Source organism: Marinobacter salinexigens (genome assembly GCF_008370345.1).
Taxonomy (GTDB): Bacteria; Pseudomonadota; Gammaproteobacteria; order Pseudomonadales; family Oleiphilaceae; genus Marinobacter; species Marinobacter salinexigens.
Genome location: NZ_VTUU01000006.1, coordinates 54,903 through 71,920 on the forward strand (window position 1 = coordinate 54,903; position 17,018 = coordinate 71,920).

Genomic DNA, 17,018 nt, shown 5'->3' on the forward strand with positions numbered 1-17,018 from the left:
GTGGTTATGGGCAATCACCATGACAGCATCGCACTCGACTGGGTTCGGGGCGAAATACAGGACACGCTGACACAAGGTCAGCATGCACTGGAAGCGTATGTCGAGAACCGTGACGACACTGCGCGCCTGCGCTTCTGCCTGAATTATCTCCATCAGGTGCACGGCACCCTGCAGATGGTCGAACTCTATGGTGCGGCCCTGCTCACCGAAGAGATGGAGAAACTCACCCAGGCGATTCTGAACGAGACCGTAACCAACATCGACGAAGCTGTCGAAGTGTTGATGCAGGCTATCCTGCAGTTGCCGCAATATCTGGAACACCTGGCCAGCAGCCGCGACGATTTTCCCCTTGTACTGTTGCCACTTCTGAACGACCTGCGCGCAGCCCGTGGCGAGTCTCTGCTGTCTGACACCTCCTTGTTCAAGCCGAACCTGAGCCCTTCCCGGATCAGTGTCAGTGGCAAGGTATCCCAGCGTCTGCACGACCCCAAAGTCCTCGGACACATCCGCAAACTCCGCCAGATGTACCAGTTTGCACTCGCCGGCATTATTCGCGAGGAAGATCTGGATGCCCATTACGATTATCTTCAGAAAGTCATCCTGCGTCTGGTCCGTATGTGCCAGCAAACACCCCGGGGTGAACTCTGGAAAGCCGCCGGGGCATTTGTGGAAACCCTGCAGGCCCGGGTCAACCCGATCAATGCTGCCGTCAAGTCCCTGCTGCGGGAGCTGGACAGCGAAATCCGCCGACTCAGCGATGAACATGCAGACATTCTGCAGCAGCCAGCACCTGAAGCCCTGCTGAAGCATCTTCTGTATTACGTAGCCCGTGCCCATGACCTGAACACTCAACAGGTAACAGCACTGCGCGACGCCTATCATCTGAACGACGCGTTGCCTTCAGAAGATGATGTCGATGCTGCCCGCACACGGGTTTCCGGTCCGGGCCGTGAGGCCATTCATTCAGTGGTCAGCGCCCTGAACGAAGAACTCGCCAAACTGAAAGACCAGCTGGATCTGTTTGTCCGTTCCGAACTACGCCAGAACGATGAACTGCTGGATCTGCTGCCGGGTATGCGTCAGGTCGCCAATACCCTTGCAGTCATCAGCCTGGGCATTCCCCGCAAGGTCGTCACCGAACAGATTGAACTTGTGCAGAGAATTGGCGAGCAGGCCGACCCCGTGGACGATGGCACCCTGATGGATATCGCTGGCGCCCTGCTCTACGTCGAGGCCAGTCTTGCCGGCCTTGACAGCGACGGCCAGAGTGACGAACAGAATTCCGATGACAGTGCGGAGCCGATCAACCTCGGGTCGCGGGAACTGGGTGAAGCCAGCAGTGCGCTGCTCAGGGAATCCAGAAATACCCTGGAACAGGTCAAGTCCTCCATCGTCAACTTCATCGCATCCCAGTGGGACGTCCGCGAAATTGAACACGTACCAGGCCTGCTCCACAGCATTCGTGGCGGCCTGAGTCTGATCCCCCTTGATCAAGTCGCTACTATGCTTGCCTCCGCCGAACGATACATCTCCGATGTATTGCTCAGTGGTAAACAGGTTCCAGACTGGAAACAACTGGACACCCTGGCCGACGCCGTAACCAGCATTGAATACTATCTGGAGCGCCTGGCCGAAGGCATCAGCGACAACGACAGCATTCTCCGGGTTGCAGAAGAAAGCCTCGCCAGCCTGGGCTTCCCGGTTGGCCAGGAGCCTACCTGGCAGGAAGCCGCAGAAGAACCTTCCGTCGAGGAACTCCCCATTGTTGGGGAAGCTGTAGCGGCAGCCGAACCTGAACCGGAGCCAGTGCAAGAACACGACAGCGACGACGACCTGCTCGACGACGAAATCCTTGGCATCTTTATAGAAGAAGCGGAAGAAGTTCTCGAAACCATCAACGAGTTCTATCCCCGCCTTCGCCAGGAGCACGAAGACCGTGAGGCCCTGACTGAAGTCCGCCGTGCATTCCATACCCTGAAAGGCAGTGGGCGTCTGGTGGGCGCCAGCAGCATCGGGGAACTGGCCTGGTCCATCGAAAACCTGCTTAACCGGGTGATTGATCAGACGGTCAGACCGACCGACGATATGTTCACTCTGGTGGACGACGCTATTGCCCACATTCCGTCCCTGATCTCAGATTTCCGCCAAGGCCAGGCGAACGGTGACGTGAGCGGGTTGATCGAACGGGCAGAGACCCTGGCAACTACCCGTCGTGCAGAAAGCGAAGCGCCAGCGGAATCTGCGGCAACCCCGGAAGCTCCGATTGAACCGGTCGCCGAAACCCCGGCAGAGCCGGAGCAAGCTGTTGCTGAACCGCCGCGCGAAGCCGCCCCGACACAGGTACCCGGTTTCGAAAGCAGCGACGATGACCTGATTGACGACGAAATTCTTGAAATCTTTGTTGAGGAAGCTGGCGAGGTTCTGGAGACCATCCGCGAATACCTCCCCATGCTGCTGCGCCAACACGATGACCGGACCGCACTGTCCGAAGTTCGGCGTGCGTACCACACACTCAAAGGCAGTGGCCGCATGGTTGGTGCGTTGGTCATCGGGGAACTGGCCTGGTCCGTCGAGAACATGCTGAACCGGGTGATCGACGGCAGCGTCTTCATGAACGATGACATCGCCACGCTGCTGGAAAACGTGACCACCGTTCTTCCCGGGCTGGTCGACGATTTTGAGAAACAGCGCCCTGCCTCCGTGGACACATCCGCGCTGGAGGCCCGTGCGAACGCCCTGGCCAATGGTGACATCCCGGACACCAGCGCCATGCCCTCGGCAGAAGCTGAGCCGGACTTTGACCTGGACGAATCCGTTAGCTACGACGAAGACTCGGGAGTCGACCCGGTCCTGCTCGATATTTTTGAGAGCGAGGCCGAGACCCATCTGCAGACGCTGAAGACCTATCTGGCCAATGCCGGTGACAAGGCGACCGTTGCCTACACCGACGAACTATCCCGGGCGTTGCACACGCTCAAGGGAAGTGCCCACACTGCCGGTATTGAGCCGATTGCGGCGGTGATCACACCTCTAGAGCGATTCGTAAAAGAGTCCCGGGCGCAGAACAAACGTGCCGACCGGGAAGTACTTGAACTGCTTGATAATGCCTGTCACTTCCTGACCAATGGCCTGTCCCAGTTGCGGAGTACACCACAGGAAGCCCTGGCCGGAACCGAAAGCTATCTGGCACGCCTGGAGCGAATTGCCAACGACACTCTCCGTAGCCAACGGGAAGACAGCGCCGACGAACCACAACAACAGGAATCCTCACAGCTGGTTCAGCTGTTCCTGAATGAAGGTCTGGACATCGTTCTCGATGCCGACAGGATTCTGGATCAATGGGCAGAAAGCCCACAGGAAACTGGCGCTCTGAACCAGCTGCGCGTTGAACTTGAGCAACTGACCATTGGAGCCAACAACGCCGGCCTGACGGATGTCGCCACACTCTCCAGTGCGCTGCAGGAAACCTACAATGTTGCAGCCGGGCAGAGTGAGGTCCCCGACGAGAGTTTCTTCGATACTGTTCGCGCTGCCCATGAGCAACTGATCAATATGATGGATCAGGTTGCAGCCGGCCTTTCTACCCAGTCCGATGACGAACTACTGGCCAACCTGGAAGCGCTCAATCAGTCAAACGAAGCGTTCGTGGAAGACGTTGCAGAGCCAACACCGTTTGAACAGGAATTCACCGGAGACCTGGAAGAGATAGATCTGAGCTTCGATCTGGACGATCTCGAAGGGCCGGTCTCTGAGGAGGGCCTGTCTGAGCAGCCGCCACTCCCGGAGACGTCAGAGTCCGATGAGGAGCTTGATCAGGAACTGGCGGAGATCTTCCTGGAAGAAGCCCGTGACCTGATCGACAGCAGCGCTGAAGCATTGCAAAGCTGGAGTGACAATACTCAAAACCTCGACATTCTTCGGCTGCTGCAACGGGATCTCCATACTCTGAAAGGTGGTGCCCGCCTGGCGGATATCCCGGCAATCGGCGATCTGTCCCACGAACTGGAAAACCTGTTTGAAGGGCTCACCGAACAACGACTGTCCATCAACGAGGAACTGTCTGATCTGCTGTTCCGCTGCCATGATCGACTATCCGGCATGGTCGAGGCGCTGGAAACCTCGGAAACACCTCGCCCGGCACCGGATCTGATTGTTGAAATCCGCTCCTATATCGCGAACGCGACGGGTACCCGCCCCGTCACCGACGTCAGCCCAAGCCAGCCGGAAGAACCGGATAGTGACGAGCTACCGCCACTGCCCGAGACGGCCGAGGTCGACGACAGCGAAGAAATGCAGACATCAGGGCAACTGGCCGCCACGGACCTGTCGCACCTGGATCCGGAGCTGGTCGGCATTTTCCTAGAAGAGGCCTACGATCTGGTCAACTCCACGGGCAGCGCCCTGCATACCTGGAGCGAAGACCCGACGAATCGTAGCGTGGCCGCAGAACTACAGCGCGAAGTGCACACCCTCAAGGGTGGTGCGCGCATGGCGGGTGTCGAGGCTATTGGTGACCTGACTCACGTACTGGAGGATCTGTTCGAGAAAGTCGCTGAAGGGCAGCTTGAGGCCACCGACGACATGAACGACCTCCTGTTCGCCTGCCACGACCGCCTGGCCATTATGGTGGAACAGGTTGCAACCCAGAAACCCTGCCCACCTGCAGACGAACTGGTCACCCGGGTAGAGGCCATTCTCCGCGGAGAATCCCCTGCACCAGTATCGGTGGACATGAATGTTCAGGAACCGGAGGAACTGCCTCCGGAACCGCCGATTTCGGAACCGCTATCGCTACCGGAAGCGGATCTGACAGCCGCGGATGAATCGCTGTCTGCCGCCGACGACGACCTGATCGGAATCTTCCTCGATGAAGCCATGGAGATTCACGATGCCATTGGAGAAAACCTGACCCAGTGGAAAGAAGAACCGTCAGCACTTACCGGAATCACCCAGCTGCAGCAGGAACTGCATACGCTCAAGGGTGGCGCTCGTCTCTCCGACGTCGACCCCATCGCCGACCTGGCGGAAGCCTGGTCTGATGCTCTGGATTCCCTGATTAGTGGTGGCAATAACCAGCAGACATTGCTGGCGCTCAGTGAACAGGCACACTCGACACTCAACGGAATGCTGACCAGCCTGGAAGCTGGCCAGAAACCTTCCGGCGCGCCAGAACTGATCGGCGCGCTTAATCAGGCACACGACACCGCTGATTCAACAGAAGCAGAAACTGTTGAGAGCACCGCCGAGGAAATCATAGCGGAACCCGTTGATCCGGAAGTTCTCGAGATCTTCCTCGAAGAAGCTGGTGAAATTATGGACCAGCTTGAGCAGCTTCTTGATGACTGGCGCAAGGAACCGACCAACCACGGTTTCAACCAGGAAGCTCAACGGGCCCTGCATACCCTTAAAGGCGGTGCCCGGCTGGCACAGCTGTCAGAGCTTGGCGATAAGGCCCACGCCTTCGAGACCTGCCTGATCGATCTGGGCGGCAACGCGCCGGGCGAAGAGCAGTGGCAGCAGATTACCAGCGACCACGACGCCATCATCGCCCTGGTCGCTGGCATCCGCCAAAGCGCTGAAGCCGACTCTCCCGCCGTTGAGCCCACGCCGGCAACGAACGTTGTTCCTGCGCCTGGGACCAGAGAACCGGAAGTATCGGGAGCCCCGGCCATTACACCGCAGGTACCTGCTCAACCGGCAGAACAACCCAAGACGGCAGAGACTAAACCAGCACCGGGTAAAACTCCGCCAAAGGCCCGTAAAGCCACAGAGAACCAGCGCGGCCCGCAGGAAACCATCCGGGTATCCGCACCACTGCTAGACGAGCTGGTTAACCTGGCCGGTGAAACCAGTATCACCCGTGGCCGCCTTGAACAGCAGACAAGTGACTTCGGCCACACCCTGGACGAAATGGCCGCAACCATTGAGCGTCTGCGGGAACAGCTGCGGCGCATGGACATCGAAACCGAAGCCCAGATCCTGTTCAGTGCCGAGAAAGAACACGGGCCAGACTACACCGAGGACTTCGATCCGCTGGAAATGGACCGTTACTCGTCGATCCAGCAGCTGTCCCGAGCTCTGACCGAATCGTCTTCTGACCTTGCAGATCTGCGCGAAACCTTGGCAGACCGGGTACGGGATACAGAGACCTTGCTGGTCCAGCAGTCCCGGATCAATACCGAACTGCAAGAGGGTCTGATGAAGACCCGCATGATTCCATTTGCCTCCATGGTGCCGCGACTACGCCGTATCGTGCGCCAGATCAGCGGGGAACTGGGCAAAAAGGTCGATTTCGACGTCCGTAACGCGGAAGGCGAAATGGACCGCAACATCCTTGAGCGGATGATTGCGCCACTGGAACACATGCTTCGCAACGCCCTCGATCACGGTATCGAGACACCTGAAGCCCGCCGCAATGCTGGCAAGCCCGAGACTGGCGAAGTCGTCCTGTCGCTGACCCGCGAAGGTGGCGATGTGGTACTGCGGATGATGGATGACGGAAAGGGCATCCCTGCCCAGGTCATCCGTGACAAAGCTGTTCGTCAGGGCCTGATGGGCGAAAACGAGGATCTGACCGAACGGGAAGTTCTTCAGTTCATCCTCCAGCCGGGCTTCTCCACCGCCCAGCAAGTCACCCAGATTTCCGGCCGTGGTGTAGGCATGGATGTCGTAGCCAGCGAAATCAAACAGCTCGGCGGCAGCCTGGATATCGATTCTGCCCCGGGCCGTGGGTCCACCTTCACCGTGCGCCTGCCGTTTACCGTGTCGGTCAACCGGGCCTTGATGGTGTCCACTGGCGAAGATTTCTACGCCATTCCTCTGAATACCATCGAGGGTATCGTGCGGGTCAGTACCTTTGAGCTGGAGGAGTATTACAAGCCAGAGGCTCCGCTGTATGAATACGCTGGCCAGGAATATCGCCTGCAGTATCTGGGCAGCCTGCTGAACAGCGACCATCAGCCGAAACTGCAAGGCCAGGCTCTGCCTCTGCCAGTTATTCTGGTTCGCGGCGCCGAGCAGCCCATGGCACTGCAGGTGGACAACCTGATGGGCAGCCGGGAAATCGTCGTAAAATCCCTTGGACCCCAGTTCAACTCGGTCCGGGGCGTGTCCGGGGCAACCATCCTCGGTGACGGTAACGTAGTGGTGATTCTCGACCTCCCGGCGATGATTCGTTCCGATATTCTGTCCGAGCGCCAGCGCGCCGCAGACCTCGAGAAGTCCAGAGAGGCCGCCCGCTACGAGGAACAGATCACTACCGTCATGGTGGTGGACGATTCGGTAACGGTTCGCAAGGTAACCTCCCGTCTGCTCGAGCGGAACGGCATGGAGGTTATCACAGCGAAAGATGGTCTCGACGCTGTCGCGCAGCTTCAGGATCACAAGCCGGATATCATTCTTCTGGATATCGAAATGCCGAGGATGGACGGTTTCGAGGTGGCAAGTTTCGTGCGCCACGACGACAACCTGCGGGATACCCCGATCTGCATGATCACCTCGCGGACCGGGGAAAAACACCGGGAACGCGCCATGGCGATCGGGGTCAACGAGTATCTCGGCAAACCGTTCCAGGAAACCGAGCTGCTTGAGACCATCGAACGGCTGACCAGGAACCGCTAGTGGCCGGCCAGCAGGGCCGGCCCGGAGTCGGAATTATCTCGGATGTCATCCTGCAGCGTCATCGGCTGCAGGAAGCAACCGTCAGGCTGGGCCTGGAAGTCTCTTTCGCCGGAGACCCGGAACGCCTGCTCGATTACCCGACCTTTCCCGATGCGGGACTCTGGCTGGTAACTCTGGAAGACGAGGCTGATCATCCGACCCTGTTCGATCACCTGCTGGACAACACTGAAGCACCTGTACTTTTTGGCCTTGATCAGGCGCCCAAGCCTGGCAGTAAGGCCTATGTACGGTGGGAAAGACGTCTTCAGGACAAGCTCGAACAGGAACTCGGTGAACTGGAACAACTGGACTCACGGGACACCCTTGAGCAACTTGAAACACAGCTCCCCGAGAGCGCCAGTCCACCCAGCCTGCCGCAGTGGATTACTCCGGCCAGCGCGGGCTCGGTGGCTGATGAAATCTGGATTCTTGGCGCCTCTCTGGGCGGCCCGGCAGCCGTCAAGGCGTTCCTGGATCACTTGCCACCCGATCTTCCGGTGGGCTTTGTCTATGCCCAGCACATTGACGACAACTTTACCGATGTCCTGACGCGAGTGCTCGGCCGGCATGCGCACTACAAGCTGAAGCAGGCCGAGGAAGGCGATCGAATCCGCAATGGCGACGTTGTGCTGATTCCGGTCGATCACGAATGGCGCTTTGACAGCACCGGAAAGCTGATGGAACTGGATACACCCTGGCCTGGCCCCTACGGACCATCTATTGATCAGGTTCTGCTCAATGTGGCTGATCATTATGGCTCGCACTGCCATGCTATCCTGTTCTCCGGTATGGGCAACGACGGCGCCATCGCTGCCCCGATGCTGAGAGCCTATGGCAGCCGGATCTGGGTTCAGGAAAGCAAAAGCTGTGGCAACAGCTCAATGCCTGATTCCGTTGCTGCAACCGGTTGCAGCACCTTTACCGGCACTCCCGAGGAGCTCGCCCGGGAACTGATTAAAACCATTGAAGCATCCTGCTTGCTGAAAGGCAGGCAGAAACGGGATTCCGCCTGAGGAAACAAGCGATGAATGACAACAGCCAAACCCTCTCCTGTGTACTCATTCCCATGAGCGGACGGCAACTGCTGCTACCCAACGTTACCCTCGCGGAGGTGGTGGATTATGCCGGCTCGGATGCCGGTACCAATACCCCTGACTGGCTTGTTGGCTACCTGAACTGGCGGGGGCTGGAGCTTCCGGTCATTTCCTACGACGCAGCCAACGGTGACATGCTGACAGTCCCCGGTGATAACCGGGGCAGAATTGTGGTGCTGAACACCATTGGCGAACATCACCAGAGCGTTCCGTTCATGGCCCTGGTTACTCAGGGCATTCCCAGCCAGACCCGCCTGAGCAAGGAACAGATCCGCCAGTTGGAAGGCAGCACCGGTCCGGCGGACCTGATGCAGGTTGAAGTCGACGGCGAACAGGCCTGGATTCCCAACCTCGAATATCTCGAAGGCCTCGCGCTGCAATCCCGCCACTGATTCTGCATTCGGATCTGGTATGGGCTCCCGCAACTGTTATAATGTTGCAAAACTTGCGGGGTCCTTATCATGTCTGCCAGCGCTCTACCCTATCGCCCTCATAACCATGAAGCCTGCGTCAACCAGGCCCTGGCCGATGCCAGAGAGATCTGCCAACGGCAGAACGCCCGTCTGACTCCCACCCGAGAACGGGTGCTCGAACTGATCTGGCAATCTCACAAGCCTCTTGGTGCCTACGATGTTCTGGCCCAGCTCACCGAAGACGGGCACAACGCGGCCCCTCCAACGGTGTACCGTGCGCTTGATTTTCTGCAGCAACACGGGCTGGTCCATCGGATCGCATCACTCAACGCTTTTATCGGCTGTACCCATGCTGGCGAGCATCATACCGGTATGTTCCTGATCTGCCGGGCCTGTGGAAATGTGCTGGAAATGACGGCACCGGCTGTATCGGAGTCCGTTCGGCAAGCCGCCGGGGCCGAGAATTTCAAGGTCAGCGATGTAACGCTGGAAATAGCCGGTTTGTGCCCAAGCTGCCAGCTGGAGCACGTCGATGAGTGAACCGCTGGTATCACTGGAAAACCTGACCGTTGCCTTTGACGACCGGCCTGCGGTCGATCATGTGAATCTGAGCGTTCATCGGGGCGATATCATTACCATTATCGGACCAAACGGTGCGGGCAAGACGACCCTGATCAAAGCGGTCCTGGGTATTCAGAAGCCGACGTCCGGCAAAGTCAGCCTGAATCGGAGCCTGGTGATTGGCTATGTTCCGCAACATCTGACCCTGGAATCCACACTGCCCCTCAGCGTCGAGCGATTTATGCAACTCAGTGGCCGATCGGCAGGAGAATGCGAAGCTGCGCTGGATCGGACAGGCGTCAAGCACCTGCTAAAGGCATCGGTGCATCACCTGTCCGGGGGCGAAAAACAGCGGTTGCTGCTGGCCCGCGCTCTGGCCCGCAAGCCCGACCTGCTGGTACTGGACGAGCCCGCCCAGGGCGTGGATATCAATGGCCAGGCTTCACTCTATGAGCTGATCCGGCAACTGCGGGACGAGCTCAATTGCGGTGTTATCATGATCTCCCACGATCTGCACCTGGTGATGGCAGCAACAGACAAGGTGATCTGCCTGAACCAGCACATCTGCTGCAGTGGCCATCCGGCGGATATTTCTCACGACCCTGCGTTTATTGAAACCTTCGGCCATCAGGTGGCCGAGTCGGTAGCTGTGTACCATCACCACCACAACCACCGCCACGATCTGCACGGCGATGTGGTCAGCGGCACCGCAGGAAGCCACGGGGAGTGCGATCATGCCCATCATTGACAGCCTTCTCGATGACTTTTTCTGGCGGGCGCTGATCGGTGGTCTCGGAGTTGCTCTGGTCGCAGGCCCGCTGGGCTGTTTTGTGGTGTGGCGGCGCATGGCCTACTTCGGAGACACGCTGGCACATTCCGCCCTGCTGGGTATCGCCCTGAGCTTCCTCATTCAAGTACCTCTGAACGTAGGCGTGATTCTCACCTGCGTTGTTCTGGCGGTGGTCCTCGTCTTTTTCTCGAGAACCCGAACCCTGGCCACGGATACCCTTCTTGGGATTCTCGCCCACAGCGCCCTCGCCATTGGTCTGGTGACCCTGAGCTTCATGCCGGATGTACGGGTTGACCTGACTGGCTTGCTGTTCGGGGATTTGCTGGCGATGAGCCGGGCTGACCTGCTGTGGATCTATGGAGGAGCAGCACTGATCCTGTTACTGCTTGTTTCCCTCTGGAGAGGTCTGCTAATGAGCACCATCCACTCCGAGCTGGCAAGGGTTGAAGGAGTTCAGGTGGAGCGTCTGCGCCTGGTTCTGGTGTTGATGTTTTCGCTGGTGATCGCCGTTGCAATGAAAATCGTCGGAGTCCTGCTGATCACCGCTCTGCTGATCATCCCGGCAGCCACCGCCCGTCGCCTGGCCAGAAATCCGGAACAGATGGCAGGCCTTGCGGTCATTTTCGGCTTCATCGCTGTAACAGGCGGGCTCAGTCTGTCCTGGTATCTGGATACGCCGGCGGGCCCATCGGTGGTGGTTACGGCCTTTGCAACCTTCCTGCTGATATACGGCGGCACCCCTCAGCAGCAGACCTGAGAAGCAAGACCGCCATTTCCCACACCTCTCAGCCTGGGCTACAGTGTAATTACGCCACTTCCCGGGACACCGCGTATGGACAGCTCGCTACTTCGACTGACCAGGAGGCCGAGGCTTTGGCCCGGCCTCTGGATACCGGCTACTATTCTGCTGGCCGGCCTGATTGCCACGGTTTTGATGGCCTCTGTTGAATCGAAAAAGGCCAGGGACCTCGCCGAGGCCAGGTACCACTACCAGCACCAGACCCTGGTCAACCTGCTCCTGGCACGCACACCGGCTCAGATGCCACCAGCAAATACTACCGAATGGCTTCAGGCTCTTTTTTCAGAGGTGCTGCCTCCGAGCCTTGGATTACGGATTGACACGCTGGAACGCCACAGCAAACAGCCACTGTTCCAGGTCAGGACCAATGGCCATATCGACCCCACTCGCGCCTTGCGCACCGAGATCAGCCCCGGTGGCACACTCAACTGGATGCTGACTACCGTTCCAGACCCCGCCATACTGGACCGGAAAGCCACCCAGGCGAAAGCCATGGTCTGGACAGGCGGACTGATCATCTCCGGCTTCGCTACTCTGCTGGCCGTCCTGCTGTGCCGACGGCTTCATCGCCAATCCATCGTTCTGGCCACCCTGGCCGGGAAGGAATCCAGTGCCCGCGCCCAGGTAACCAATCTGCAGGTCGAGAAAGCCGTCCTGCGCCAGGCACTGAATGACAGCGAGGAACGCAGCCGCGATCTTGTCGCTTTGTCCGGAGCCATCACCTGTGAGCTTGATAAGGACGGGTGTATTGGCTACATCTCAGCTCAGGTAGCCAACCTGATTGGTCGCGCACCATCGGATCTGTCGGGGCAGGCCTTCCTGGAACTGATTGGAACGGAATACCGGGAGAACTACCTGAGAGCTCTGGACTCCGCCAGAACGGACGGAACCATGGCACGGATTGACCTGTCCCTGAAACATGACCATGAAGACCGAACGACTCCCGTTATTCTCCGGATCCTCGCCCGCCAGGACCCCCTCCACGGTCTGATCGGCTACCGCCTCAGTGCTCTGCCCTTATCCTGAAGAGCCCTGAAAAGTCCTGAGGCAGGAAATCGCCAACCATCTTAAAGTGGCTGGATAACGTCGGCCAGGCGCCCGGTTCCCACCAGCTCCATAAACTCGTCACCCAGTCGGTCGCTCTCGGCAATGGCCTTTCGCCAGCTGCGTTCACGCCCGTCGTCATCACCCACGTACTTTTCAAAGTCTTTCCGGTCAGGCAGTTTCTGATCCGGCAGGCTCTGGAGATACTCCTTCGAGGGTGCGATCAGAAGCACATCCTGCAACCGTGTTGCATCGCCTCGACGCCATGGCAGGGTTTTATCGAACCAGCCGGGGACGACACGGTCAGTAAAGTGAGGATAAAGCACAATACCGGGCTGCTCATAAGGCAAGTCCAGGTGGTAATCCAGCAGGCCGCCATCCCGGTAGACACCCTCCGGAGCCCCAGGAATATTTCGCACACCAGACATCACCAACGGAATGGAAGCGGAAGCGAGCAATGCCGGCAGGAGGTTTTCCCGCGTCAACGCGACTTCGTGGCTGGGAAAATCAAGCAGGCTGGATACCGGAGCTTTCAGACGACTGTCGTGGATGATACCGCGCTCCATGAAGCGCCCCAGATGCCGGCGACTAACCATGTTGGCACTGATGGCATTCATCAAGCCCAATCCCAGGCGCCCACGGGTATCATGCTCCAGCAAACCCAGGCTGCGAACCACGACAATATTCAGGCGGTACCAGGGGTGATTGAGCAGATAATCTTCCCGCCCACCAAGCAGCTCTTCCAGAAACAGCACACTTTTTCGAGACACTTCTGCCGGGCTCACGCCTTTCGAGAAACGCTGGGAGGTGTAGAGCTCTGCCAGCTTGGACAGTTGCGACTTCGGATCATCGGAAGAGCTTATCGCGGCAAACCGCCAGCTGCCGATGGATGACCCGATCAAAGCTCGTGCCTGTGGAGTCGTCGGCAACCAGTCACCGAAAATCGCCTTGTCGAGACCGCTGATCCCCAATGCCTTGGGGCCACCCGCAGCGCCGGGGATTACGTGCACATCACCCGCTGTCAGTGCTTTGTCTCTGAGTCTCTGCATGGCCCGTCGGCCAGCGCGGATGGTCAATGCCGGTGCTCGGGTATGGATTGCGGTCATAGTGCGTTTCCTGTTTCAGATTCTGGTGTGATTCCCTGTCACAAACCCCGCAGGAGTGTAACCAAGCGCGCCAGGACAACCAACTGCACAAAACTAATCGAGGTTATTAGTAAATCGGTGCGCTTCATTACTGTGCGTGCCATACTAGAACCGAAAAGTCGGAACGGAAACAACGACTGAGACCCCTAAGGCAGCAGGAGTTCGCTGTGACTGTTTTTCCTTCACCAGATTCCCTGGCCACCACGCCAACCCTCGCCGTTCTTGGTTTCAAACGGCAGTTGGTTTACCACTTGCACTTCTGGGCGTTCATCGCCGTTGCCCCCCTGATTCTGGTGCAGTGGCGTCAGGACCATCTGTTGCTCTCGTCCTTCCTGATTCTTTTCTGCGTCAATGCGCTATTGGTCATCGCATTTCTGCGCTATCGCAACACCTATTTTCTGCGCGGCCGGCTATTTCCCCTGCTGGCAGCGATCTCCGCCGTGTATTCCACCGCAATCAACGGACATGTCGGCCTTTACTGGTCTTATCCGGCGGCAGCGGCCGTTTTCTTTCTGCTGCCGTTACGAGAAGCCATTGCGAGCAACATTATTTTCGTCGCCACGATGTCTGCCGTGTCGTTTTTCAAGTTCCCCGAGCCGGACTTCTGGCGCATAACCTTCTCTTTGGGACTCACCTGCCTGTTCGCCATGATCTTCGCCTGGCTGGTTGGCAGGCTCCAGGGGGAGCTGACACGGCTGGCGACAACGGATCCACTCACCGGCTGTCTGAACCGCTCCCAACTGGCCGATATCCTGAACAGTCAGATCCAGATGCGTGAACGCTACGAACGGGTTTCCAGCCTGATCCTCCTGGATCTGGATTTCTTCAAGGCCATCAACGATCAGTGGGGGCACCTGGCTGGCGACAAGGTGCTCAAAGAGATGACCAACCGGATTCGTAAACGCCTGCGGGAAAGTGACCAGCTCTTCCGCATTGGCGGAGAGGAGTTCATGATCGTATTGCCTGAAACCCGTCAGAAAGATGCGGATACACTGGCCGACCAGTTGCTTACCAGCATCAGCTCACGGCCCTTCCTGAACAATATCAAGCTCACCGCCAGCGCCAGCGTTGCCGAGGTCAGCCAGGGAGAAACCTGGTCAGTCTGGCTCAACCGGGCAGATCACGCCCTCTACGAAGCCAAGTCCCGCGGCCGCAATCAGGTAGTCAACGCCATGAAGCCACGCACAATCAGCAATCAGGGCCCCATCGCGGACCCTGCTGCAGGCTAGGCACCACAGGGGACATGGGGCTTTCTGCCATCGCTGCCGCCTGCGGCTATGGCCGGATTATTCGCTTGCGGAAATCCCGATAGGCGCTGAACACATCCCACGGACATTCAAAGTGGGGGTAATGCCCCACATTCCTGAGGCTGACCACATCAGCGTTTTCCACCAATTCCCGATAACGCCTGCTCATGGCCGCCCCGGATACCGGATCTGCGGTCCCGGAGATCAACCGCATCGGTTGTCGGGCCCGCTGCACGGCGCCAACCCAGCGATGGCGATGACATCGACGTTCTTCCATGAAATGAATCAGCCGGTGCAGGATCCCCCGGCCGTTGTTGTAGGTCAGCAGGTACCAGAAGTCGTCCAGATCCTTGCGGTCTGGCGGGTTCTGGCTACCGAACAGGCGACGGAAATTGCGTTCGAAAGAGCGGCGGGTCAGCCCTCGGCTGATCAATCCCCCCATGGGACTGCTCAGAAGCTTCTGGATCAGCAATGGGCTGTGGACTTCGGGAAACAGGGCGCCGTTAAGGAAGCAGACGCTGCCTATACGAAACGGAAGCGCGCCTTCCTGCTCCCGAGCCAGCAGCTCCTGGACGACGCTGCAGCCGTAATCATGAACCAGAAAATGCACCGACGACAGCCCCAGCCCTTCGAGCCATCCCTGAAACAGGTCGGCCTGATCTTCAATGCTATAGACGTAGTCGGTGGGCTTGTCAGAAAACCCGAATCCCAACATATCCAGCGTTAGCACGTTGTGCTGTTGGGTCAGCATTGGCCAGACACGGCTCCAGTCCCAACTTGCCGTCGGGAAGCCGTGAATCAGAACCAGTGGTTCGCCCTGCCCGGCCATGCGACTGAAAATGGCATGGTCACCATAGCAGAACCACTTGCCTCCATGCTGCCAGCCTTCAAGGGTATCCGATTCCCGTGCGCCAGAAGCTATGCTCCCGGCATTGGCAATCACCTGTTCCATGTTGTTTCCCCGGCGATTTTCACTTACCAGACTGTAAAACAATAACGGGCTGCCTTCCATAGCCACCACGACTGGGTAAACCGACACGAGAATACTGGCGCTGTTTTCCAGCTTTACCACCCTAAGGCATAGAGATGACGGGCAAATTGCCTTAAGCTTTGGCCTTTGAGAAACACTTTCAATCGGGACAGACTATGACCACCCCCCTCGACGACCTGGCAAGCCACTTTAAGGCAATCATAAACGGGCTTGGAGAAGACACCAGCCGTGAAGGTCTTCAGGACACGCCCAAGCGCGCGGCCAAAGCCATGCAGTTCCTCACCAGAGGCTACCAGCAGAACCTTAACGATCTGGTCAACAACGCAGTGTTTGAATCTGCCATGGACGAGATGGTTGTGGTGCAGGACATCGAGTTATACAGCATGTGCGAGCATCATATGCTGCCATTCATCGGCAAATGCCACATAGCCTACCTGCCGCAAGGCAAGGTCCTCGGCCTCTCAAAGTTTGCCCGCATCGTTGATATGTATGCCCGCCGGCTGCAGATCCAGGAAAATCTGACCCGACAGATTGCCGAAGCCGTCGAAAGTGTCACTAACGCCAAGGGTGTGGCCGTGGTGATCGAAGCCCAGCACATGTGCATGATGATGCGAGGTGTGGAGAAACAGAATTCCCGCATGAAGACCTCCATGATGCTCGGCCAGTTCCGCAAATCCCAGGCCACGAGGTCCGAGTTCTTGAACCTCATCGGCAGCAACCGTTAACGCAACGGGAAAAGCGCACCATGGTTAGCAACTCACCCGATCAGATTCGCAGCGTTCTCGAACGCATCCGGACCATCGCCCTCGTCGGCGCCAGCGAGAAGCCCAACCGGCCGTCTCATGAGGTCATGGAATACATGCAGCACCGGGGTTACCGGGTTATCCCGGTCAATCCCCGCCTTGCTGGTAAAGAGTTGCTGGGCGAAACCGTCTACAGCAGCCTGAAGGAACTGCCCGAAGCGGTGGATATGGCAGAGCTTTTCGTGGCTCCGGAACGCACAGACGACATTATCAACGAGGCTATTGAAATGGCCATTCCCGTTGTCTGGATGCAGATCGGCGTCATCAATGAAGCCGGAGCCGCAAGAGCCGAAGCGGCAGGGCTTTCCGTGGTAATGGATCGGTGCCCGAAGCAGGAAATCCCGAGACTGGGCATTCAGTCTCCCACTGGTAAGGGATGAACTGGTACCGGTATGGTCACTACCGGCAAACATGCTTCATAATCAGTGCGGATTTGTAGACAGCCATTTCATGCGCAACCGACCCCGGGGTA

Annotated in this window: 12 protein-coding genes; 10 read left to right on the forward strand and 2 right to left on the reverse strand. The window is 58.1% G+C overall.

The window, feature by feature from the left end; all coding sequences use genetic code 11:
- Window positions 1-6 precede the first annotated feature (6 nt).
- The 7 genes from FWJ25_RS13095 to FWJ25_RS13125 all read left to right on the forward strand — a co-directional run bounded on the left by FWJ25_RS13095 (window position 7) and on the right by FWJ25_RS13125 (window position 12,342).
- Window positions 7-7,620 (forward strand): Hpt domain-containing protein, encoded by a 7,614-nt coding sequence (locus FWJ25_RS13095; protein ID WP_149600709.1) that lies wholly within the window; start codon window positions 7-9, stop codon window positions 7,618-7,620.
- The gene (locus FWJ25_RS13100) at window positions 7,620-8,672 is read left to right on the forward strand and encodes a chemotaxis protein CheB (RefSeq protein WP_149600710.1); all 1,053 of its coding nucleotides are present in this window, start codon (window positions 7,620-7,622) and stop codon (window positions 8,670-8,672) included. Before FWJ25_RS13095 ends, FWJ25_RS13100 begins: the two co-directional genes overlap by 1 nt.
- 11 nt (window positions 8,673-8,683) lie before the next feature.
- A complete protein-coding gene (locus FWJ25_RS13105) occupies window positions 8,684-9,145 on the forward strand; it encodes a chemotaxis protein CheW (protein ID WP_149600711.1) in 462 nt (153 codons plus the stop codon).
- Window positions 9,146-9,214: 69 nt separating this feature from the next.
- Window positions 9,215-9,706 (forward strand): Fur family transcriptional regulator, encoded by a 492-nt coding sequence (locus FWJ25_RS13110; RefSeq protein WP_149600712.1) that lies wholly within the window; start codon window positions 9,215-9,217, stop codon window positions 9,704-9,706.
- A complete protein-coding gene (gene znuC, locus FWJ25_RS13115; protein ID WP_149600713.1) occupies window positions 9,699-10,475 on the forward strand; it encodes a zinc ABC transporter ATP-binding protein ZnuC in 777 nt (258 codons plus the stop codon). Before FWJ25_RS13110 ends, znuC begins: the two co-directional genes overlap by 8 nt.
- Window positions 10,462-11,274: a zinc ABC transporter permease subunit ZnuB gene (znuB, locus tag FWJ25_RS13120; protein ID WP_149600714.1), complete on the forward strand. Its 813-nt coding sequence runs from the start codon at window positions 10,462-10,464 to the stop codon at window positions 11,272-11,274. The genes znuC and znuB overlap by 14 nt, the downstream gene beginning before the upstream one ends.
- 75 nt (window positions 11,275-11,349) lie before the next feature.
- Window positions 11,350-12,342 carry a PAS domain-containing protein gene (locus tag FWJ25_RS13125; RefSeq protein ID WP_149600715.1) on the forward strand — a complete coding sequence of 331 codons (993 nt, stop codon included), beginning with the start codon at window positions 11,350-11,352 and terminating at the stop codon, window positions 12,340-12,342.
- 41 nt (window positions 12,343-12,383) lie between these two features.
- Here FWJ25_RS13125 and FWJ25_RS13130 read toward each other — a convergent pair whose 3' ends face one another.
- Complete coding sequence (locus FWJ25_RS13130) at window positions 12,384-13,466, reverse strand: patatin-like phospholipase family protein (RefSeq protein ID WP_149600716.1); 1,083 nt, start codon at window positions 13,464-13,466, stop codon at window positions 12,384-12,386.
- A gap of 206 nt (window positions 13,467-13,672) precedes the next feature.
- On the opposite strand from FWJ25_RS13130, the gene FWJ25_RS13135 reads away from it, so the two are divergent.
- A complete protein-coding gene (locus FWJ25_RS13135) occupies window positions 13,673-14,734 on the forward strand; it encodes a GGDEF domain-containing protein (protein WP_149600717.1) in 1,062 nt (353 codons plus the stop codon).
- 46 nt (window positions 14,735-14,780) lie between these two features.
- Here the strand turns inward: FWJ25_RS13135 and FWJ25_RS13140 are convergent, their stop codons facing one another.
- Window positions 14,781-15,704, reverse strand: a complete 924-nt coding sequence (locus FWJ25_RS13140) for an alpha/beta fold hydrolase (RefSeq protein ID WP_149600718.1) — start codon at window positions 15,702-15,704, stop codon at window positions 14,781-14,783.
- A gap of 194 nt (window positions 15,705-15,898) precedes the next feature.
- Here FWJ25_RS13140 and folE point away from each other — a divergent pair, with 194 nt between their 5' ends.
- Window positions 15,899-16,468, forward strand: coding sequence for a GTP cyclohydrolase I FolE (folE, locus tag FWJ25_RS13145; protein WP_149600719.1), 570 nt, complete (start codon window positions 15,899-15,901; stop codon window positions 16,466-16,468).
- 20 nt (window positions 16,469-16,488) lie between these two features.
- Entirely contained in the window at window positions 16,489-16,926 is a 438-nt protein-coding gene (locus FWJ25_RS13150) for a CoA-binding protein (protein ID WP_149600720.1), read from the forward strand.
- Window positions 16,927-17,018: the final 92 nt, after the last annotated feature.

Coding starts and splice junctions, on each gene's coding strand:
- FWJ25_RS13095 (WP_149600709.1), top strand. CDS start 7: ATGGGCAATCACCATGACAGCATCGCACTCGACTGGGTTCGGGGCGAA.
- FWJ25_RS13105 (WP_149600711.1), top strand. CDS start 8,684: ATGAATGACAACAGCCAAACCCTCTCCTGTGTACTCATTCCCATGAGC.
- FWJ25_RS13110 (WP_149600712.1), top strand. CDS start 9,215: ATGTCTGCCAGCGCTCTACCCTATCGCCCTCATAACCATGAAGCCTGC.
- znuC (WP_149600713.1), top strand. CDS start 9,699: ATGAGTGAACCGCTGGTATCACTGGAAAACCTGACCGTTGCCTTTGAC.
- znuB (WP_149600714.1), top strand. CDS start 10,462: ATGCCCATCATTGACAGCCTTCTCGATGACTTTTTCTGGCGGGCGCTG.
- FWJ25_RS13125 (WP_149600715.1), top strand. CDS start 11,350: ATGGACAGCTCGCTACTTCGACTGACCAGGAGGCCGAGGCTTTGGCCC.
- FWJ25_RS13130 (WP_149600716.1), bottom strand. CDS start 13,466: ATGACCGCAATCCATACCCGAGCACCGGCATTGACCATCCGCGCTGGC.
- FWJ25_RS13140 (WP_149600718.1), bottom strand. CDS start 15,704: ATGGAACAGGTGATTGCCAATGCCGGGAGCATAGCTTCTGGCGCACGG.
- folE (WP_149600719.1), top strand. CDS start 15,899: ATGACCACCCCCCTCGACGACCTGGCAAGCCACTTTAAGGCAATCATA.
- FWJ25_RS13150 (WP_149600720.1), top strand. CDS start 16,489: ATGGTTAGCAACTCACCCGATCAGATTCGCAGCGTTCTCGAACGCATC.